General features: G+C 39.6%; 18 protein-coding genes. 5 read left to right on the top strand and 13 right to left on the bottom strand.

Annotated features, from left to right (window positions below; genetic code table 11):
- Position 1 precedes the first annotated feature (1 nt).
- The 3 genes from ACMUMJ_RS01970 to ACMUMJ_RS01960 form a co-directional block, all read right to left on the bottom strand.
- Positions 2 to 1,150 carry a cation diffusion facilitator family transporter gene (locus tag ACMUMJ_RS01970; RefSeq protein WP_414677127.1) on the bottom strand — a complete coding sequence of 383 codons (1,149 nt, stop codon included), beginning with the start codon at positions 1,148 to 1,150 and terminating at the stop codon, positions 2 to 4.
- Between the two features lie 210 nt (positions 1,151 to 1,360).
- A complete protein-coding gene (locus tag ACMUMJ_RS01965; RefSeq protein WP_414677126.1) occupies positions 1,361 to 2,266 on the bottom strand; it encodes a recombination-associated protein RdgC in 906 nt (301 codons plus the stop codon).
- Positions 2,267 to 2,268: 2 nt separating this feature from the next.
- Entirely contained in the window at positions 2,269 to 2,847 is a 579-nt protein-coding gene (locus ACMUMJ_RS01960; RefSeq protein WP_414677125.1) for a thymidine kinase, read from the bottom strand.
- Positions 2,848 to 2,914: 67 nt separating this feature from the next.
- Between ACMUMJ_RS01960 and ACMUMJ_RS01955 the strand changes: the two genes are divergently transcribed.
- Positions 2,915 to 3,991, top strand: a complete 1,077-nt coding sequence (locus ACMUMJ_RS01955; protein WP_414677124.1) for a methyl-accepting chemotaxis protein — start codon at positions 2,915 to 2,917, stop codon at positions 3,989 to 3,991.
- 65 nt (positions 3,992 to 4,056) lie between these two features.
- On the opposite strand, the gene ybfE is transcribed toward ACMUMJ_RS01955, so the two are convergent.
- The gene (gene ybfE / locus ACMUMJ_RS01950) at positions 4,057 to 4,356 is read right to left on the bottom strand and encodes a LexA regulated protein (protein WP_414677123.1); all 300 of its coding nucleotides are present in this window, start codon (positions 4,354 to 4,356) and stop codon (positions 4,057 to 4,059) included.
- Between the two features lie 27 nt (positions 4,357 to 4,383).
- On the opposite strand from ybfE, the gene ACMUMJ_RS01945 reads away from it, so the two are divergent.
- A complete protein-coding gene (locus tag ACMUMJ_RS01945) occupies positions 4,384 to 4,593 on the top strand; it encodes a DUF2788 domain-containing protein (protein ID WP_414677122.1) in 210 nt (69 codons plus the stop codon).
- 78 nt (positions 4,594 to 4,671) lie between these two features.
- Here the strand turns inward: ACMUMJ_RS01945 and ACMUMJ_RS01940 are convergent, their stop codons facing one another.
- On the bottom strand, positions 4,672 to 6,681 hold the full coding sequence (locus ACMUMJ_RS01940; protein WP_414677121.1) for a carboxy terminal-processing peptidase: 2,010 nt from the start codon (positions 6,679 to 6,681) through the stop codon (positions 4,672 to 4,674).
- 122 nt (positions 6,682 to 6,803) lie between these two features.
- Here ACMUMJ_RS01940 and ACMUMJ_RS01935 point away from each other — a divergent pair, with 122 nt between their 5' ends.
- A complete protein-coding gene (locus ACMUMJ_RS01935; RefSeq protein WP_414677120.1) occupies positions 6,804 to 8,111 on the top strand; it encodes a M18 family aminopeptidase in 1,308 nt (435 codons plus the stop codon).
- Between the two features lie 71 nt (positions 8,112 to 8,182).
- Here the strand turns inward: ACMUMJ_RS01935 and ACMUMJ_RS01930 are convergent, their stop codons facing one another.
- Together ACMUMJ_RS01930 and ACMUMJ_RS01925 are read right to left on the bottom strand one after the other, a co-directional pair.
- Entirely contained in the window at positions 8,183 to 9,487 is a 1,305-nt protein-coding gene (locus ACMUMJ_RS01930) for a TolC family outer membrane protein (protein WP_414677119.1), read from the bottom strand.
- A gap of 128 nt (positions 9,488 to 9,615) precedes the next feature.
- A complete protein-coding gene (locus ACMUMJ_RS01925) occupies positions 9,616 to 10,920 on the bottom strand; it encodes a hypothetical protein (protein ID WP_414677118.1) in 1,305 nt (434 codons plus the stop codon).
- A gap of 55 nt (positions 10,921 to 10,975) precedes the next feature.
- On the opposite strand from ACMUMJ_RS01925, the gene xni reads away from it, so the two are divergent.
- Together xni and gltX are read left to right on the top strand one after the other, a co-directional pair.
- A complete protein-coding gene (gene xni, locus ACMUMJ_RS01920) occupies positions 10,976 to 11,791 on the top strand; it encodes a flap endonuclease Xni (protein WP_414677117.1) in 816 nt (271 codons plus the stop codon).
- Positions 11,792 to 11,858: 67 nt separating this feature from the next.
- A complete protein-coding gene (gene gltX / locus ACMUMJ_RS01915; RefSeq protein WP_414677116.1) occupies positions 11,859 to 13,340 on the top strand; it encodes a glutamate--tRNA ligase in 1,482 nt (493 codons plus the stop codon).
- Positions 13,341 to 13,455: 115 nt separating this feature from the next.
- Here the strand turns inward: gltX and ACMUMJ_RS01910 are convergent, their stop codons facing one another.
- The 6 genes from ACMUMJ_RS01910 to ACMUMJ_RS01885 all read right to left on the bottom strand — a co-directional run bounded on the left by ACMUMJ_RS01910 (position 13,456) and on the right by ACMUMJ_RS01885 (position 21,068).
- Positions 13,456 to 15,342 carry a methyl-accepting chemotaxis protein gene (locus ACMUMJ_RS01910; protein ID WP_414677115.1) on the bottom strand — a complete coding sequence of 629 codons (1,887 nt, stop codon included), beginning with the start codon at positions 15,340 to 15,342 and terminating at the stop codon, positions 13,456 to 13,458.
- Positions 15,343 to 15,533: 191 nt separating this feature from the next.
- Positions 15,534 to 15,848: a DUF3301 domain-containing protein gene (locus ACMUMJ_RS01905; RefSeq protein WP_414677114.1), complete on the bottom strand. Its 315-nt coding sequence runs from the start codon at positions 15,846 to 15,848 to the stop codon at positions 15,534 to 15,536.
- A gap of 36 nt (positions 15,849 to 15,884) precedes the next feature.
- Positions 15,885 to 17,270 carry a sigma-54-dependent transcriptional regulator gene (locus tag ACMUMJ_RS01900; protein ID WP_414677113.1) on the bottom strand — a complete coding sequence of 462 codons (1,386 nt, stop codon included), beginning with the start codon at positions 17,268 to 17,270 and terminating at the stop codon, positions 15,885 to 15,887.
- On the bottom strand, positions 17,271 to 19,352 hold the full coding sequence (locus ACMUMJ_RS01895) for a sensor histidine kinase (protein WP_414677112.1): 2,082 nt from the start codon (positions 19,350 to 19,352) through the stop codon (positions 17,271 to 17,273). It abuts the gene before it with no gap.
- 76 nt (positions 19,353 to 19,428) lie between these two features.
- Complete coding sequence (locus tag ACMUMJ_RS01890) at positions 19,429 to 20,379, bottom strand: AEC family transporter (protein WP_414677111.1); 951 nt, start codon at positions 20,377 to 20,379, stop codon at positions 19,429 to 19,431.
- 11 nt (positions 20,380 to 20,390) lie between these two features.
- Entirely contained in the window at positions 20,391 to 21,068 is a 678-nt protein-coding gene (locus ACMUMJ_RS01885; RefSeq protein ID WP_414677110.1) for a response regulator, read from the bottom strand.
- Between the last annotated feature and the right edge of the window lie 6 nt (positions 21,069 to 21,074).

Genomic DNA, 21,074 nt, shown 5'->3' with positions numbered 1-21,074 from the left:
CTCATAGTGTTGAACTAAATTGCCATAATACTCTGTGTTTTTTTACGTAGTTTAAGGTGCTTAAATCTTGTTCTATCATGGTGTTCAGAGTTTGAATGTCTGTGCCTTGTTGTATGGCTAGGGCATTCGCAATAATGTCAATTTCTAGGCCACTGTTTAGATAGTGTAAATTTGTCTTTTTCAAATCGATGTACGTGTTGTGTCTACGGAGTATGAATCCCAAGTCGGCTAAAATTTGATCACGCTCGTGAAATGCAATGGCTTTCTTTCCTTCTGTGTGAGTAACGCCTTCTGGATCGATGTGTATTAAGACGTCTTCTACTATAGGGTGTTGTGATTTAATGGCATGGATGACTTTGTCACTTATGTAATGGCCTTCACTCACTGTAATATGAGAAGGAACATGTACATGCATGTCTAAGTAGATTTTCCCTGCCATTGAACGAGAGCGAATATCGTGCGGCTGCATGACATTTTTTAAATTGTTGGCCGTTTGAGTAATTTGTTCAATAACTTGTTTGTCAGGTGCGGTATCAACCAGCTCCGCAATATTTTCTAGAATCATTTCAATAGCAATCTTGCCTATGAGTAAAGAGACGAGTATCGATGCAACTTTGTCCGCCCATGGCCATCCTAAATACACGCCTCCCATACCGATTAACACGGCAATAGAAGACAAAGTATCACTTCTACTGTGCCAAGCGTTCGCAATAAGCATTTTGCTGTTAATTTTTTCTCCAGCATTTTTTGTGTAGTGGAAGATAGATTCTTTTACCACAATGGTCATGATAAGAGCTGCAATGCCATACCATGTAACTTGTGGTGTAGTGTGGTGTATAAATGCATCAACGACGATGCCTATGGCGACGATGATAAGCGCCAGACCAAGGAATACGGTTGTTAATGTCTCAAATCGTCGATGACCATAAGGGTGTTCATCATCCGGCTCTGCATGTGAATTACTGGCTGATATATAAACAAAAATGTCTGTAACAAGATCGGATAAAGAATGGATGCCATCAGCGATAAGAGCTTGAGATTGAGAAAAATAGCCTGCAAGGATTTTGGCTAAGCCAAGTGCTGCATCCCAGAAAGCGCCAACTAAAGTGACCTTTTTAGCAATATCTCGTTCGTTCAGTCTTGTTTCCATTTTTTTATCGTATACCTGTTTGCGAGCGGTCGGGTTGAATGTCTTTTAAGGTGAGTTTTTCGTTAAATTTGAAAATCGGTCTCTAGAGTTTGAGTTATCTAGTCTGCCGCTCTTTCTCCCCAATGTTATCCACCTAATTTGTGGAAAACATTAGGGCTGATTTGTTACTGCCTTAATTGGCTAGGGTTACGTTGAGTAAATGACGGAGGATTAGTCTTGTTGGTTAATGTCAAACCACAAGCAGTAAGCGTCAAAAAACTCTCTTAGCGTTAACGTCATTAAAGCAAAGTTAGCGTCTAAATCGGCTAAGCCGCCACCTTGAGAATCACTAAAAGCTTGATCTTTTAACGTATCGTCAAATTTAATTTTACGAAGTGTTAAATCACCATGCAGTACAAAGTTTAGCTTTTCTGTCCACTTTAAGCCTAAGTTGGTTACCATCATGCCTTGATCTATATGACGGGTTACATCTTCAGATAAAGGTTCTAACGACTTAAAGCGAATTTTTGCTTTTTCTTCAGAACCATCTTGAACTTCACATTCATCACCTGTTTCCAGACTAGCAGGTAAATCGTTTTTTAGAAGCCAATCACTCATAATACTTGATGGCGATACTTGTGCTTGTAATGGTGCCATCGAGAAGCTACCAAGTGTGGTTTGTAAATGTTTAAACAGCAGTTCGGTTAAATTGACGTTAGTACTATTGATAACCAATATTTTTGCTTTTAAATCAAGATAACACCAAATATCGGAGCGTTTAGAAAATGCTTTTGGTCGTAAAGTAAAAACAAGCTCATCTTTAAGGTCTGATTTTTCTTTGCGGCCAACTCTTCGGCCTTCCAATAACTCGATCTCAGAAACTTTGTTTTCTAACTCTTCTCGAACAACAGAAGAGGGCAATATTTTTTCTTCTTTTCCTGCTCTTATCATTAGGCAGCTATTGCCAGTTAAGTGCCATTGTTCACTATTGCGAATAAGAGGTAGCCAGCCAAAGGTGAACTCCTCCTGACTGCCGCATTCTTTTAAGGGAAATTCTGACAGTTTATTGACTAACGCATTGGTATCTAGTGTTTCTATGTTCTTTAAATGAAAAAATTGAATGTTCTTAAACCACATGATTAGCCCTTAAGTGCTTCTTTAAAGTGTTTTCGACAAACCGATAGGTAGCGATCATTGCCTCCGATTTCAACTTGAGCCCCTTCATGAACGGTGTTGCCGTTATTATCAATTCGGATCACCATGGTTGCTTTACTACCGCAATGACAAACGGTTTTTAATTCGATAAGTTTATCAGACCAGGCTAATAAAGCTTGGCTTCCTTGAAAGAGCTCTCCTTTAAAATCGGTTCTAATGCCAAAAGCCAGAACGGGGATTTTCAAAAGGTCAACAATTTCAGTTAAGTCGTAAACTTGTTCTTTTGTTAGAAATTGAGATTCATCGATAAGAATGCAATCAACGGTTTGATTTTTTTGAGCATCTTGTACGTTGTGTAAAATGTTTGTTTTTTGACTGAATAGATTTGCTTCGGCAGAAATTCCAATCCTTGATGAGATTTCTCCAACTTCGTAACGATTGTCCAAAGCGGCAGTGAAGAGTAAGGGGTTCATGCCGCGCTCTTGATAGTTGTGTGCGGACTGTAAAAGTACGGTGGATTTACCCGCATTCATTGCAGAGAAATAAAAATACAGTTTTGCCATGGGTTTATTCTATGGTTAGTGGTAATTTAGTTAATTATAACAGACAACTGCAATACAAGAGGTTTATATGTGGGGAAAAAGCAAACAAATTCAACAACTAGAAACTAAAGTAGAAATGCTAGAGTTGGATCGGGTTTCTTTAAATCAAGAAATGACAGAGTTGCTGACAAAATATCAGGAAGCGCAAAAAAAACTAGAGACACAACGCTTTGTTCCCAAGGGTAAGACCGTTGATAAACTTTTATTAGATAGTTCTAATGTCTTGTTTGATGTGCGTGACTCCATTGCGGGTAGTATGCAATCTTTAAGTAATGAAAATGAGAAGTTGACGGGTTTTGAAGTAACGGCAAATAATAGTGTTACAGCAATGCATACACTGCAAAAAGCCATTGATGTTATCCAAACGGGCGCTATTGAAAGCAACTCCAGTGTTAAAACATTAAAAACGTTGGCGAGTAATATTACTCAGTTTGTTGGCATTATTAGTGGTATTTCTGAACAAACTAATTTATTAGCACTTAATGCGGCTATTGAAGCAGCCCGTGCGGGTGAACAGGGTCGTGGTTTTGCAGTGGTTGCGGATGAAGTGCGTTCCCTAGCTCAAAAAGCCGGTGATGCCAGTGATGAAATTGCACAACTTGTGGAAGCAATTGAAAAAAACACAGGCATTGCTGATGGTCACATCAATACGGTTGCCACAGGGTGTTCTGAATTGGTTACTTTAACCCGTGATACGGTTGAAACTGTTCAAAATGTTATTGGTACCGCTTTGGACACTCAGAAAACATTAGATCGTGAATCTGTGAATTGTTTTTTACATACAGCAAAAATGGATCACCTTGTGTTTAAAGCAGATATTTATAATCGTTTTTCTGCCGATAAAATAGCCGACTTCTCTTCTGTTCCTAATCATACGAGTTGTCGCTTAGGAAAATGGTATCTATCAGAAGGTAAAAATCGTTTCCAAAATAACTCTACATTTAAACAGATTGAAGCACCACATGCGGAGCTACACAAACATGCGATAGATGCGCTAGAGGCGAAACGTGCCGGTGATGTTGACAAAGGTATTGGGTATTTATCTAAAATGGAAGCGGCAAGTAGCCGTATTATTGGACTATTGGGTCAGTTGGAGAATCAGTAAATAAGTAACAATACTCGCTGAATCGAATCCATTTACAAAATGACCAAGCGTGCTGTTGAAGGGTATTATTCTTTGAGAGGGTGTTTTTTTTTGCCTTTGTGTTTTGAATAAAGTAAAGCGATTTGCATGGTCAACCATTCTGCTCGTTTAATGTCTTGGTCTTCACATAACGCGTCTAACTTATCTATACTTTCTTGGTCGAGTGTTATTTCAAGCCGTCTGAGCCCCAATTTTTTATCCTTGGCTCTTTGAACTCGTTTATTGTTTTTTACTTGTTCTTTTCTTGGTAAGGGTTGTGTAATTGGGCGCCCTCGTGTTTTACCAAATAAATCGATAGTATTACGATCTGAAGATGATTTTGCCATGTTGATACTTAATAAGGTGTTTAGAAGATGGAAATAGAAGAGTTTGAATCCATTATGATGACAGTAATGGTATCTGGTTTGTGTTTGTTCTTGTTGTTTATTATGTTCGATTTAGCTCGAAAAGCCAATGCTGGTCGCTTAGGTACGTTTATTATTGTTGGTGGATTAGGCTTAGGGATGATGGCGTTTGCATTAAAGGGCGTTATTATAGAATTGTTAACGGGTTTTTCAGGTTGAGGGCACCGTTGCTAATTTAGTTTGATTTTCCATATTATGCCGTCTATTTTGTATTTCAAATAGACGGCATAATCTTCTTTACTGGTTAAGTGAAATAAAGTCTAAAAGTATTTCCCCGGCTTCATGTTCAAAACTGTCTTCATCGGTAGGTGTAATATCATCAACGGATTCAATTATGTCTAACTCTAATGCTGCTCTGCGTTTGTTCTCACGAGCGAGTTCTGTCTGTTTGCTTAATTCTTGTTGTTCTACCCTGTCTTGCTCTCTAAGGGAGACGCTTTTGACTTCGTTATTTCTCTCTTTAATATAGTCAATTTGTTCGATTACAGCGATAAAATTAGGGTCTTGCTTAATGCGGTTTTTATGCTGCTTAGTCAGTGCTGGTGTAAGTGACGGTATGTCCCAATAGACAGGGTAACGCGTTTCATGAATTTGATCCCATGGTAATGGATTGTCGAGTGCGCTTTCGCCAACACTGTTTTCATCCAGTAACGACGGAAAAGCGATATCAGGGACAACGCCCTTGTGTTGAGTACTTTCTCCTGAAACACGATAGAATTTTGCTTGAGTTATTTTAAGTTGTCCTTTATTGAGCTCTTGCAGCACTTGAACGGTGCCTTTACCAAAGGTTTGCCCTCCAAGGATAATGCTACGGCCATAATCTTGTAATGCCCCTGCGACGATCTCAGAAGCAGAAGCACTCATTCTATTGACAAGTACGGCCATTGGCCCACTGTATGCCACACTGCGATCTTGGTCCCCTAAAATACTCACACGGCCACTGGCATCTCTGATTTGTACTGTTGGCCCAGAAGGTATAAACAGCCCAGTGAGTGCGTTGGCTTCTTGTAATGAACCACCGCCATTACTACGCAGGTCTAGCACTAATCCTGCAATGTTTTCTTTACGTAATTCTTCTATTAGTTTTTTGGTATCACGTGTTGAACTTTTATAATCACTGTCCCCAGCTTGAATCGCTGCAAAGTCAGAATAGAAGGTGGGTAATCTAATGACGCCAATTTTATAGGTTGTGTCATCGCGTTCTATTTCAACAATGTGCTTTTGAGCCGACTGGTCTTCTAATTTTACTTTTTTACGAATAATTGAAATGATTTTGCTTGTTTGTCCGCTTCCTTTGGATGGGATAATTTCGAGATTAACGGTTGTGTCTCTTTCTCCTCGAATCATATCAACAACATCGTCGAGTCTCATGCCAACGACGTCGATCATTTTTTCACCTTCTTGTCCAACTGCAATGATTTTATCGTTTGGTGCAAGTTCGCTTTGCGACGCAGCAGGGCCTCCAGGAACCAGTCGAACCACTCTTGTTGAATCGTCTTCTTGCTGTAAAACTGCGCCTATCCCCTCAAGAGACAGGCTCATGTTAATGTTGAATGTTTCAGAGGCTCTTGGTGCAAAGTATCTTGTGTGTGGATCTAAGCTGGATGTAATGGCATTAGCGAATATTTGAAAAACATCCATTGCATCTGTCTGTTCAACTTGCTTTAGTTGATTTTTATAACGTCTTGTTAGCGACTCAATAATTTCTTCTTCGCTTTGACCATTCATTTTTAAAATCAGAGCGCGATTTTTGATACGTTTACGCCATACTTCATCTAATTCATCGGGCGTGCTTGACCATTGCAATGATTCAGCATCGATGTTTAGCGATTCTTCTTTTGTATAGTCAAATGATTTTATTGTGTCTGGCAATGTTTCTATCAATTGTTTTAAACGGACATCTAAATGTCTTAAAAAAACATTGTATATATCATAGGCAACTTGGGTGTTGCCCGTTCTTAAGGCGTCATCAAACGCTAATTTATGAATAGAGAAACTGTCTATGTCACTTTGTAAAAAGAAGCTTTTACTTGGGTCTAATGAATCCAAGTACTGATCAAAAGCTTTTAATGACGTTTCATCATTGATAGTGGTTTTGTTATAGTGAACGCGTTCAAGCATTTCAACGAGTTGCTGAGATACTTTTTTGTTATTGTCTAACTGCTGGAGTTTAACGTAGGCAAAAGCATTTGAGACAGAGAGAGTTGCCCCAATGACAAGGCAAATAAATAAACGTTTATAATTCATCTGGATTCGGTTCTCTTAAATAATTATCCATATTCATTTTGGAAATCATATTAGACATGGTGCAAGATGACCAGTTAATCCTTTAAAAAGTCTTTTTTTAGATGTAGGCCAATTGAAAAGTTATGCAAAATCAATCTTTTAATCAATCTTTATTATCATTTTTACACAATTCACCCACACCATTTCATGCCGTAGAAACAATGAAATCGACTTTGCTCGATCATGGTTTTACAGAATTGAAAGAGCTGGATCATTGGGTCATTGAAGAAGGCGGGCGGTATTTTGTGACTCGAAATGCTTCGTCTATTATTGCTTTTACAACGCCGACTCTGAATTTCCACAGCTCAGGCTGGAGAATGGTCGGTGGTCATACAGACAGCCCTTGTCTTAAGTTAAAGCCGAATGCCCAAGTGACTCGCTCTGGATACCATCAGCTAGGTGTAGAGGTGTACGGAGGTGTGTTATTGCATACATGGTTGGACAGAGATCTTTCCGTTGCGGGCCGTGTGACACTTAAACTGTCATCAGGAGAACGTGTTAGTCGTTTGATTGATTTTAAAGATCCCATCGCTGTTGTACCTAATTTGGCTATTCACTTAAACCGCGGTGTAAATGATGGCTTTTCTGTGAATCCTCAAGAAGAGATTCTTCCTATTCTTGGTCTAGCAAAATCAGAGCTTGAACTGAAATCGGTGATATTGAATCAAGTTAAGTTACAATACCCTAACTTGGATACTGCTGATTTGCTGGATTTTGAACTCTCAATGTACGATACCCAAGCACCAGCGCTGGTCGGATTAAATAAAGAATTCATTTGCTCAGCACGTTTAGACAACTTACTCAGTTGTTTTGTAGGGTTAGAGGCATTAACAGCAGCGAAAGGCAGTGAGCAACCTGCATTGCTTATTTGTACTGATCATGAGGAAGTCGGCAGCTTATCAACGAGTGGTGCAAATGGGCCATTTTTAGAAGATGTGTTGCAGCGTTTGTCACCTAATCCTGAGCATTTTGTGCAATCGATTAATCGTTCTATGCTGATTTCTGCAGATAATGCCCATGGATTACACCCTAATTATGCGGACAAGCACGACAAGTTGCATGCTCCTATGATTAACTCAGGTGCGGTGATCAAGGTGAACAGCAATCAGCGTTATGCAACAAACAGTGAAACAGCAGGCATATATCGAGATCTAGCGAATCAAGAGGGGTATGAGGTGCAAACTTTTGTGGTTCGTTCTGATATGGGCTGTGGTAGTACAGTAGGACCTATTATTGCGGGTGGTATTGGTGTGCCGACGTTGGACATTGGTTTGCCTACATTTGGCATGCATTCGATCCGAGAATTAGCGGGTAGTGAAGATGCTTTTGGGTTGACAAAAGTATTGAAGCGCTTTATCAGCACGCCTGTGCTTATGTCATCAGAAGCGTAATATCGTAACAAAAAAGCCCTAAGAGTGGTTTACATCGCTCTTGAGGCTTTTTTACGTATCAATCTTATCGACTATTTTAACCAAGAATCTAATTGGCGAATCTCTTCTTCAGAAAGTTCACCGATTAGTTCTAGTAGATTCAGATGTTGGATGACAAAACCGTAACGCAGTTGTTGATAGGTATTTTGTGCATCGTACAAATTGGATTGAGCCGTTAATAGCTCAACTAAATTTCGAATACCTGCATCATAGCCTGCTTGCGTTGCTTCTAAAGCGCTGGTTCTAGAGCGTATTAATTGTGCTTGAGCTTCGACTTGTGCAACCGACGTTTCAAGATCCAGATAAAGGCTGCGAATATTCAGCTCTAATGTTTGTAGCGCGGCTTCGCGAGATTCTTTAACCGACTCTGCCGATGCAACAGACTTGCGAACAGACGCGTTAATTGCACCGCCTTTATAGAGTGGGATGCTAACACCAAGACCAATTGATGCGTCGGTTGTGCTGCCGTCAGAGCTACCAGAAGGTGACGCATCAGAATTAGAGCGACTTAGAGACCCTGTCAATACAACGGTTGGGGAACGGCCATTAGACTCTTGAATTTGTATGTTTGTTTCGGCTGCTTGCACGGCCAAGTTCAATGTTTTTATATCCGTATTGTTCTTTTTTGCTTTTGGAATCAGCTGCTCAACTGTCATATCGCCATCAATCTGAATTTCGTAATCACTTGAAAGCTCTGGTATTTTAGTGATCTTCTTGCCTGTTCTTTGGTAAAGCGCTTGTTGTGCTTTTAGAACATCAGAATACGCGGATAAAGAGCGTACTTTTACTGCATCATAAGCGGCTTGTGCGTCTTGCATGTCTGTAATGGACACTAGGCCAACGTCAAATTGTTTCGTTACTCTGTCTAATTGGCTTGCATTGCTTCTGACTTGAGCTTCTGTGTTTTTAAGTGTTGCTTGAGCTGTAAGAAGATCAAAGTATTCTGTGAGTGATTGCAGAGCTAAATTTTCTTTGGCATTTTCATAATCAATTGCGGCTCTATCAAAATTGATTTCAACTGCATCAACCGCGTAACCTAGCGCAGGAGAATAAATAGGGTAATTCATATTTAGCGATAAGGAGTGCGATGTCCTGTGTCCATCAAACGCCGGTGAATCCGTATTGCTGTAGCCTAAATTACCGTTAAACGTGATGTCAGGAAATAAGTTCCCTTTGGTTATCGTAACTTCTTCTTTTTGTGCTTCATAAGTAGCAGCGGCTGAACGTAAACTAGGATCATGGTCTTGTGCAAGTTTATAGATGTCCCATAATGATTCTGCGTATACATTGCCAATGCTTGCTGCGGCAATAACCGTAGCTAGAATGTACTTTTTCATGAATATGTAATGCCCTTAGTATGAAAAATAATAATATTACCTTAGAAGCTGTAAATTCACAGCTATCTTCTAGGCATATCTTATATAAACGCTAGCCATATAAATGCCGTAAGGCTTTCTTATGGTCGTTATTGCGTTAACGTTACTGTATAACGTAGCACTTTTGTTTGCTGTGCGGGTAACGCACCGACAAATTGTCTTGAATGAATGCCATTTGGTTCTGATGGGGAGCCGGTAATATTAGCTATAATTCCGTTCATATTATGATTGATTTGATAATTCTTTTTTTCCTTTGAAAGGTTTTTTAAGGTCAGCTCCCATGTCTGGGAAATAGGCAGCTTTCTACCGGATGCATTTACCAGTTTTAATGTGCTTTCAATATCATGGCTTTGGTTCGGTGTCAGTTCTAATGTCTGATCTAAGCGAGTTTTTTCTAGAAAGATATTGTTGCTTGGTAAGTATAAATTCTGTTTTTGCCAATAAGTTTGGTAGCTACCAGGTAATGTTTCTTTTGATAACTTTACTTCATACGTTTGAGTGAATTGCAATGAAAGTTCACCAAGAAACTGCGGATAGGTTGAAATACTCGATTTAAGTGTACGCTTTAGAATGGGTAAGGTTTGTTGTTGTATTGGTGTTAAGTACTCGGTAAATGGACTCAGTTCAACGTTCCGATTATTTAGTGGAATAATGATTTCATCGTTGGAATAATTGACCGCTGCAATAGAGTCACTTGCCATTACAGAAAGTCTCTCTGTTTTGAATTTTACATTAGAATTTGACGATTGAGACAGGTGTAAAATTGGATTTTCTAAGACCAGATTTTTATTCGAACGATTTGAGATTAATGCATTTTCAACCAACTTGATGGCATTGTTTTGAAACAGAATGCTCAGCTTTGGCTGCCAAGAAATCGTTGGAGTTTGATACGTGATGTTTCCAGTGAATTTGCTGTGCTTTGGATCATTGGAGCGTGATGCTGCAACGTTAGGAATGAGATAGAAATCAGAAATGGGTAATGTTACTGAAGTGTTGTTGATTTTTAATGAAAAGGCGTTCTGAGTAACCTGATCGAGTTGTCCTTGGAAGTTGAGTTGCCTAGATTTGTGCTCTACTTTCACCTCTTGATTAATGTGCTGTATCCACAGAGATAAATGGTTTTCTATGGGGAATGATATGCCATTAAACGCGTTATCAAGAGGTAGCAGGCTGCCTCTTTCTATAGGCAATTGTGGTTTTTCGTTGTGTAGGTTTCGTTCAACGACTTGGCTAGAGCTTAACCCAATGACCGCATTGATATTGCTGTCATTTGAATGAGCAGATTGCGAGAGCGTAAATGATAAAAATATGACAATAATTGATGTGTATTGATTTAAAATAGCCATCTTGAGTCCTTCTAAATGAATGAGTAAAGAGAGAGTATCAAATTTCATGCTACTCTTTTATATTATTAAGGCTATTACTCATTACCAATAAACAAGGCAACGCGTGCAAAAAAAAATACTTATCGTAGACGGTCTCAATCTTATTCGTCGGATTTATGCGGCACTGGAGAGCGAAAAAGATACTATTAGACGAATAGAAAGAGCTCAGAGCACGTCGATAGACACCTTAGCTCGCTTAATTAAACAGTTTACACCGTCCCACGCCATTGTTGTCTTTGATTCAAGTGGTAAAACGTGGCGACATGAGGTCTTCCCTGAATACAAACTAGGACGAGTGCCAATGGACGATGCATTGTTGGAGGCGCTTCCTAGCTTTGCAAAGCTATTTCGATTTAATGGCATTGTTTCCTTGAGATTAACAGGTTGGGAAGCGGATGACCTTATTGCAACTTTGGCGGTGAAAGCGGCCTCGCAGGATGTGAAGTCTTACATAGTTTCAACCGACAAAGGGTTCTCTCAGCTTTTATCGCATCCATGTATTTTACAATACGACTGTTTTAACAAAATAGGGTATGACAAAGAGTGGGCGGAAGAAAAGTACGGTGTACCGTGTGAGCAGTTAAGTGATTATTGGGCATTAGTGGGGGACACCACCAATCGTATCCCTGGGGTAATGGGCATAGGGCCAAAAACAGCACTGATCATTATGAAAAAGGCTGGCACAATAGAAGCCATCTATCAGGATCTATCGATCTTTACAGAGAAACAGCAGAGAATGTTAGATGGAGCTTATGACCAATGTTTATTAAGTCGAAAGCTGGTGGCATTAAAATGCGATGTAGAGGTTGGCGTTCGATTATCTCAACTCGTTTACCCTTTTAAAGTTCCTGAGAATAATCCAAAAGAAATCCACTCGTAGCGTACTTTTCTATTGTAAACAAGATTATAATGCTTCCAAGTTTGTAACAAGATAAAAGAGAGAACTCATGTCTGAAGTAAGAACTCGTATAGCGCCTTCTCCAACAGGTGACCCTCATGTTGGAACCGCGTACATCGCACTTTTTAATATGGCTTTTGCTCAAAAGGTGGGCGGAAAGTTCATTCTTCGAATTGAAGACACGGATCAAACTCGCAGCACGCCTGAATCAGAACAGATGATTCTAGACGCGATGCGCTGGTTGGGGTTGGATTGGGCGGAAGGGCCAGATGTTGGTGGGCCTTATGGGCCGTATCGTCAAAGTGAGCGTGGTGATATTTATGCTGACTATGCAAAAGAACTCGTACAAAAAGGTCATGCATTTTACGCATTTGAAACGTCTGAAGAATTAGACGTAATGCGTGAAGAGCAAAAAGTTCAAGGCTTGCAACAAAAATACGATGGCCGAGCATTGGAGCTAAGTGACGCAGAAATTCAATCCAAGTTGGATGCAGGCACACCCTACGTGATCAGAATGAAAATTCCTGAAGAGGGTACGTGTGTTGTCGAAGATATGCTACGTGGGCAAATTGAAATTGAATGGTCTCAAGTCGACATGCAAGTTTTACTCAAAGCCGATGGTATGCCAACGTATCATTTGGCGAATGTAGTAGATGATCACTTAATGCGAATCACTCACGTCATTCGTGGTGAAGAATGGATTAACTCAGCGCCAAAACACATTTTGTTATATCAATACTTTGGTTGGGATATGCCGACTTTATGTCATATGCCTTTATTGCGTAATCCAGACAAGTCAAAGCTGTCTAAGCGTAAAAACCCGACTAGCATTTTATATTATCAACGTATGGGGTACTTGCCTGAAGCGGTTATTAACTATCTTGGTCGTATGGGGTGGTCTATGCCGGATGAGCGTGAAAAGTTCACTCTTGAAGAAATGGTAGAACATTTTGATATTCAGCGTGTGTCATTGGGTGGCCCTGTTTTTGATGTGGAAAAATTGAGCTGGTTAAATGGTACTTGGATTCGTGAGAACTTAACTCCCGAGCAATTTGCATCGAAATTTGTTGATTGGGCGTTAAACCCTGAATACCTAATGCAGATTTTACCGCTGATTATTCCACGTGTTGAGAAATTCTCAGATGTGGTAGATGTTGCTGGTTTTTTCTTAAAAGGCATGTTGCCAATCACAAAAGAAGACTTTTCAAATGTGAAAATCGAAGAAGACGTATTGCGTAAAGCGATGCAGTTTTCTCTTTGGAAGCTAGAAGCACTGCGCACTTGGGAGAAAGATGATATCTTCTCGACCTTGAAAGAATTGGCTCAAGCGCTAGAGATCAAGCCGAAAGACTTTTTCGCTCCTTTGTTTGTTGCTATTTGTGGTTCAACTGCATCGGTATCTGTTTTTGACTCTATGGCAATTTTAGGGCCTGATTTATCAAGAGCAAGACTGAGAACGGCCGTAAATGTTTTGGGCAGTCCATCTAAAAAAGAAGCTAAGCGTTGGGAAAAAGAGTACGCAGCATTATAAAACGTAATGTAATAAAAGTGACATTAACAGGCAGTAGTTGAAACGTACCCGACCTAAAAAAGCCAGTAAATACTGGCTTTTTTAGGTCGGGTACAAAGGTGTTTAGCTATAAAAACTAATTGGTAGTGAACACACTGGTCTTTTTATCTAGATCACTAACAAGATCATGGATCTGATTTGTATTACTTGCAATATTGCTGATCGATTCAGTATCACCTTGCAATTGTTGGGCAATGCGCTCCATCTCTTCACTCATACTGACGGATGTTTTGGAGACTTCTTGAATAGATCGTGCCATTTCAATAGAGGATGCAGAACTGGTCTGTGCATTTTGTTCTATTTCCTTCATCGCTGTTTCCGCTTTTTCACCGTAAACTTCAATGGCTTGTAAGCTTTCTTGGCCACTTTCCATTGTCTCTATGGCGTTTTCGGTTGAACTCTGGATAGTATTCACTATTTCAGTTATCTTTGCGGTAGCGTCAACCGTTTTTTCTGCTAAAGATCTTACTTCATCAGCAACGACAGAGAACCCTCGTCCTGCCTCACCGGCCCTTGCGGCTTCAATGGCTGCGTTCAGAGCAAGTAGGTTTGTTTGGTTGGCAAGGTCATTAATCATCGCGATAACATTATCAATGTCTTTAGACAGTTGCCCCAATTCGTCCAACTGAACACTTGTTTTAGTCACAATTTCAACGGTTTTACTTAAATTAACTAAAGCGCCTTTGATTGTCTCTGCCCCTGTTTTAGCAGACTCATACGTTTCTTGGGACTGGCTACTTAAGTCTTTCGTTGTTGTTGATATACTCGAAATGGTGGTTGATATTTCGTCTGTTGCAGCGGCAAGAGAGTTTGTTTGTTGACTTACTGCAAGGTTGCTATCAGCAATGCTTGTAACGGATGAGTTTAATTCGCCCACCATATTATTAACGTCACTTGTTGTTGAAATAACATCACTGACAACGGAACTCAGCCCAGTCGTCATTTCGTTAACAGAACCACACAATGCATCAAATTCATCATTACGTTTTTTATTCACTGTTAGGCGTGCGGTAAGATCACCACTTTTAACCTTGACTAAATCTTTAATAATTTGGTTAAGCGTATTGTTAACGCTTCTACCAATGCTTGCCATCATAATACTCGCAAGAACCGCAACGATGATACCGACACTGATTAAGGTATAACTTGCCTGATCGGACATGGCTTTTGCTGTGCTTCGAGCTTCAGAAACAATCGTTCTAATGTGGTTACTTGTTTCTAAACGAGACAGTGTAAAGCGTTCTCTTTTCTCTTCAAACTGTTGGATTGCTTGTTTTAGTTTTTGATCTTGTGTTGAGAAGGCTTGAACTGCATCGTAGTACTCTAAAACTACACCACCAAACCTTTCTTCTAAGCCAAAGTTTTTTACTCTTTTTAAGAAGCTATCGTACTTACTTTGGAAGGTAGTGGCATTTTCATCGGATGGTTCAAAAATGTAGTTTTTCTCAGCCTCACGGACGGGAAGGAATTCTTGTTTAATCAAGCTTAAAAAAGAAACCTCATCAAAAACTTTTATACCGAGTTTTTCGATTTTTCCCATAAGACCTGAGTGTGAGTTAAAACCAATGATCAGCCTTTGTTTAATCAAGTCTCTTAATGCAGCAGAATACTGTCCAAGTAATAATTTAGTATTGGAAAGAAGGTCTTTTCCTTGCTTGCTCTCTAGTGTTTGAATATCTTTGTCCAATGTAGCTTCAAACGTTTCTGTCTTTTCTGAAATATCATTTATAAATGTCTGATAATTACTGTCATTAACGTTTTTAAAGGTTTCAAAACTTTCCATCATAGAGATGGCCAAACGATCAAGGTTTTTTTCTACATTAGAAAAGCTTTGAAGCTTCTCAGCAGATCCTTGTTGAGAGCTTAATCCGTTCAAAGCGACGATGGTGACAATAACAAAGCCTGCTATAGCTGAGGCAAGGAGGGCGATTAACTTCGATCGAAAACTAAGGTTTGATAACATAGTGCTACCTTCAATTATTCTGATTATTTTACAAATATAGTTGATCTATAAAAAACTCTAATAGAGAGTTTCGCTCATTTTAATTTTTGAAATTAAACTGCATATAAGATCCCACATTAAGGTGTAAAAAGCTTCTTTTTTTGTAACTAAAAGTTATCCTAGGTCATTGTTTTACAAAATTTTACAATACATTAAATATGATGAGCAGAGAGTTCAATACTTATTATAGTGTGGCTTTCTAAGACAGCATTGCCTGTATAGCGTGCTTCACCTGTAGAGGTGAATTCAAATTGATACTGTCTGCGTAATTTAAATTGGCCTTGTGACCAGATTACTCTCCATTTATTTAACGCTACGGACTGATCCAATAGCTGAACGTCGTATTTTTTGCAGTGTGCTTTTACATGATAAAAAGCGCGTTCTCTAACGGCATTTGCATCCCACCACAGGTATCCGGCTAAGCCGAGAGCAATCAATAAAAGGATATCAACTAATTCAATGTGCATCTTTAATTCTCAATAAGCAAAATATGATGTGTTCCGCTAACTATCTTGGTTATCAAGATAGTTACTTCTATTTAGTCCGTATTTTTGCATTTTTTGATTAAGAGTCCTTCTAGGCAGTTGAAGAACTTCCAATGTCTCTTGAATGTTTCCTTTACAACGTTTCAATGTGACATCGATAAGGCTGCGCTCATAATCCTGTACTTTGACACTTAATGGAAGTGGGTTGTATTGATAGTTGGGTTCCTGAGTGTGGTAACCGTTCAATATTTTTGCAATGCTTGTATTGGGTTCAAGCACATATCGTAATGCAATGTTGCGCATCTCTCTTATGTTTCCAGGCCAACTGTAAATTAAGAGCGTTTCATAATCGATTGGGCTGATCTTTTTTAGCGCAACGTTTCTTTCGTCGGCAAAACCCCTGCAAAAGTGCTTAAATAATAAAGGAATATCGTCTCCTCGTTGACGCAATGTGGGTAGGTGAATTTGCGATACATTTAGACGAAAAAATAGATCCTGACGAAAACCATCTAAACGTTGTAAGTCGGTTTTTGCGGCAGCGATGACCCTAAGATCAATCGAAATAGCTTGGTTGCTGCCGACTCGTTCAAGGGTATTCTCTTGTAGAACGCGTAAGAGTTTTATTTGCATCGCAATAGGCATACTCTCTATTTCATCTAGAAACAGCGTCCCTTTGCTGGCTTTTTCCAATTTTCCGATACGTTTGTTGTTTGCTCCTGTAAAAGCGCCTGCTTCATGGCCAAATAATTCACTTTCGAATAATTCCGCAGGGATAGCCGCACAGTTAATCGCGACAAAAGAGTGCTCTGAACGGTGGCTGGTTTTATGCAATGCTTGAGCGACCAGCTCTTTACCGCACCCTGTGTCGCCATACACGATGACATTGGTGTCCATTTTCGCAAAGGTGTTGATTTGTTCTCGCACTTGATTGATGGCGTGGCATTGCCCAACAATCATTTCTTCTAAACCCTCTAGTTTATCTAAGTAGCGGCTTTGATAGTGTTGGTTTAATTGCAATTGACGCTTTTTAATGGCTTTACCTACCGTCAGTGTTAGTCTTTTAGGGTCAAAAGGCTTTTCTAAAAAATCAAAAGCGCCGTCTCGTAGAGAGCTAACGGCCATGTCTATATCGCCATGGCCAGTGATTAAAATAATAGGAAGGTGAGCGTCTTTTTCAATCAATTTTGCCAATAAGGTCATGCCATCCATCGGTGACATACGTATATCACTGATGATGATGCAGTTTTCATTTTCATTAAACTCATCAAGCAAGGTTCTAGGATCCGTGAACTCAATGACGTCGTGGTCCGATAAGCGCAGCCATTGAGCTGTGGTTGATCTAACCAGTTCGTCGTCATCAATTAGCCAGATCTTTGTTTTTGACGTATCATTTTGGTTTTGCATTTAGGTTGCTCTTTGTAGCGTTAAGGTGAATTTTAAGCCACCTTGATTTGAGTGATTAACAGTAAGCTGGCCTTTCATATCACTGGCTAAACTGGCGCTAATAGCAAGACCTAAACCAAGTCCTTTACCAAGCGGTTTACTGGTATAAAAGGGTTCTAATAGGTGTGATAGAGCATTTTGATCAACGCCCGGACCATTGTCGCTAAATTCGATAATAAGGTTTTCGTTATCATCACTGAGTTGGGTGTTTATATGAATCTCAGGGGAAATACTTTTTTCTTCACAGGCTTCAAGAGTATTGGTGATTAAATTAGAAAAGATGCGCTCTAATCGAACGGGTTCCGCAAAGACAGTCTTGTGATGGAATTGCTTTTGAATATGGATTGAGAGGGCCTGATCTCCAAGCCCCATTAACGCACTGTTAAAACAGTCTTCACAGTTTGTTGGGGTAAGACTCTCAGGGCGACGGTAGGCAAGTACTTTTAGCTCTCTAGTAAGTGTATGCATTCTACTAACGAGCTGTTCAAGTTTTGCTAGTGTCGCTTGTGTTTCTTCTATGTTATTGCGCTCTAATAGCAATTCTGCACTGTAAACCAGTGTTCTAATTCCTGTTAATGGTTGATTTAATTCGTGGGCAATCACTGTGGATATTTGCCCTATAGCAGCGAGTTTTTCACTTCTTAACAGTTCTTTCTGGGCTGCTTTTAAGGCTTCTGTTCTCTCTAGTACTCGAACTTCCAATTGTTGGTTTATTTTGGTTAATGCCAGCTCAGCGCGTTTTCTTTTACTGATATCAATGACTGTAACTAAGTAGCCTTGTGTGTCAGACCATGCAATAGGGGAAACAGACAGCAGAGCAGGGAAGGTGTCATTGAGTGATTTTCTCAAAATGACTTCCTGTTCAATAAAAGTGATGTCGTTTTCTTGATTGAAAAGACGATCAAGAAGATGAGCGGGTTTCAGGTTAATCTCTTCTATTGAAAGCAAATCGCGTAGAGGTGTTCCTATCAAATCTTCATTTCTTTGAAAGTAGCGATACCCCGTAGGGTTTATGAAAGAAATCATGCCAAGATGTGTTAATTGCATAAGTCCTACGTGTGTGTTTTCAATCAATGCTCGTTGAAGGTGGGTGTTTACAGAGACGAGGCGTTGGTTCTCAACCTTAGAGGCAATTTTTAATGACCTTTCTCGTCGATACAGTAGGAAAGTGAATACTAAGACAATAAAGGTAATGCCGCCAAGGGCGATAAAATTCGCGATTCTATAAACTTGCTGTAACGGAGAGAGAAAATGCAGCGTCCAAATAAGATCGTCGAGTTGAACATTTTGCAATAAAAATTGTTGACCGTTTTGTTCATACAGCTTGGCTCGTGTCTGATCTAAGAAGGTTATGGGAGACAGTTTTTGATCCCATTGTGCATCAAAAACCTCGCTTGAACGGTTCGCTAGAAAAAGATGATTGGATTGTCCAGTAATGGCAATAAGATCTCCAATAACCGTCCAGCTGTCTATTAAGCGGTGAAGATCAATGCGGACACCAATAGAGCCTGAAATAACATTGTTGTTGTAGATAGGAGCAAGTACTAGGTGAGCAACTTTTTGATTGGTTTGATTATATCCAGATAATAATATGGATTCGCCTTTTTGATTTTCCAACTCTACTTTCAAATGGCTGGCCGAAAAGTAATTGTCGAGTGAATCGCCCTCAGATTGAGTGCTTGAAACAAGTGTGTTGCCATTTTGATCTAATAAAAACCAGGCTCTTGTTTGAGATGCTTTATTAAGATCTTCTAATTGCCTTTCAATTGAAGTGTAAGAATCGGCGGTTACCTCTTCTGCTTGAGCTAGAAATCTTCTGATACTTGGGTTTTCAGCGAGAGTGTAAGGGAGAAAGCGATAATCTTGCAGCTCTCTTCTTAAATCGACAACGTAGGTGAGTAACTGCTTTTCACCTGCTCTATGTTTGTTGATTAACAAAAGTTGTAGCGATGTGGCTTTGATTCCCCAAAAAATAAGATAGAGAAGAATAAGGCTAATTAAAATAAAAAGGGATTTGTTTTTTTTATAAGGAATAATACTCATAATGCTCTAGGTCAATAAATAGGGTCTTAATCAAGGCGGGTTGTTGTCATCACATCTTGATTAACCTTGCTTCTTATTACATAAGCTTGTAAGTGCTTAGTAATGTGATGCCGAAACTGGTTGTTAAAATTGATGCGAGCGTTGTTATAACAATGATATTCGCAGCCAATTTGTCGTTCCCTCCAATGGATTTGACCATAACATAGCATGCTGATGCCGATGGTGCAGAAGACATCAGTAATAGTACACCGAGTTCCATTCCTCGATAACCCAGAAGATAGCCTCCAAACGTGGTAATAATGGGGATAAAAATGAGTTTGCCAAAAGAGGAAATGAGCGCATTAGAAAGGTCGGCTTTCATGGTTTTAAAACTAAGAGATGCCCCTATGCATAATAGTGCAAGAGATAAAGTCATCTGAGCAAAATAATTGCCTGTTTTTAAAATGATTTCCGGCATGGTTATGCCTGAGTAAGAAACGATCACAGCCGATAATATCGACAAAATGAGAGGGTTTTTGAGTACTTTTAACAGGGTGCCTTTTAGATTGGCGTCTTTATTAACGGCTTTGTTGAGCGTGATGACAGACAGTACATTAAAGAGAATGGTGACACCACCAAGATAAATAGGGGCAACAGAGTAGACATCATCGCCATAGGCGTTTACACAATAGGCCAGGCCAATAATGCCCATATTGGAGCGAAAACCCCCTTGAATTACCACACCCCTATCGGCTTTTTCTTTGATGTAACGAGCAGAGAAAAATTCAAACAATAGGTAAATGAGAAAGACAGCAATCATGCCATAAATTACCAGTGAAAAATCACTGTGTTCTGACAATGGCGTTTTAATAATACTTAAAAAGAGCAAAGCGGGTAAGGTTACGTTAAAGACCAGTTTTGAGCCAACGTCAACAAAATTGTCGTTAATGAGTTTTATTCTGTAAAGCAACACGCCCAATGCCAATATTAGAAAAATTGGCATTGTGACGGATAAAGAGAATTGTAAAACCTCAACGAAGTTGTTCAATCGACTGATCCTTAGTCATTGTTCTCAAATCGATAGCCCGCACCATATACAGAATGAATAACATTCAATTCTGGGGCAATAGCAGAGATCTTCTTGCGTAATTTTTTGATGTGGCTGTCAATGGTTCTATCACTGACAACTCGGCTATCGGTATAGATGCTCTTCATTATGGTTTCACGGCCAAACACTCGCCCTGGCTCTTTTATTAATAATTGCAAAAGCTGGAATTCAACCGTCGTTAAGTCGATCAACTCACCTTTATAGGTTGCTCTAATGCGATCAATATCTAACTCAAAACCGTCTGTTTTTGGTTCTTCAATTTTATCAAGCGACACACGACGTAAGTTTGACTTTACGCGAGCGACCACTTCTCTAGGGCTAAATGGTTTACAAATATAATCATCTGCACCCATTTCTAAACCGATTAAGCGATCAATTTCATCAGCTTTCGCTGTTACCATAATGATTGGAATAGAGCTGAATTGACGTACTTGTTTGCATACTTCGATACCGTCTAATCCGGGTAGCATAAGATCCAATAAAATTAAGTCGATAGATTCACTTTTTACATAATCAACAACAAGATCACCTCGGTCAAGGTGATGATGCTCATAACCGGATTGCTCAAGGTAAGCCCCAACAAGCTCTGCTAATTTTACTTCATCTTCAACAATTAAAATTTTGCTCATAATAGT

The organism is Marinomonas phycocola (assembly GCF_047525455.1).
Taxonomy (GTDB): domain Bacteria; phylum Pseudomonadota; class Gammaproteobacteria; order Pseudomonadales; family Marinomonadaceae; genus Marinomonas.
Note: the sequence above shows the minus strand (reverse complement) of the source record. Positions and strands in the feature narration are given on the sequence as shown.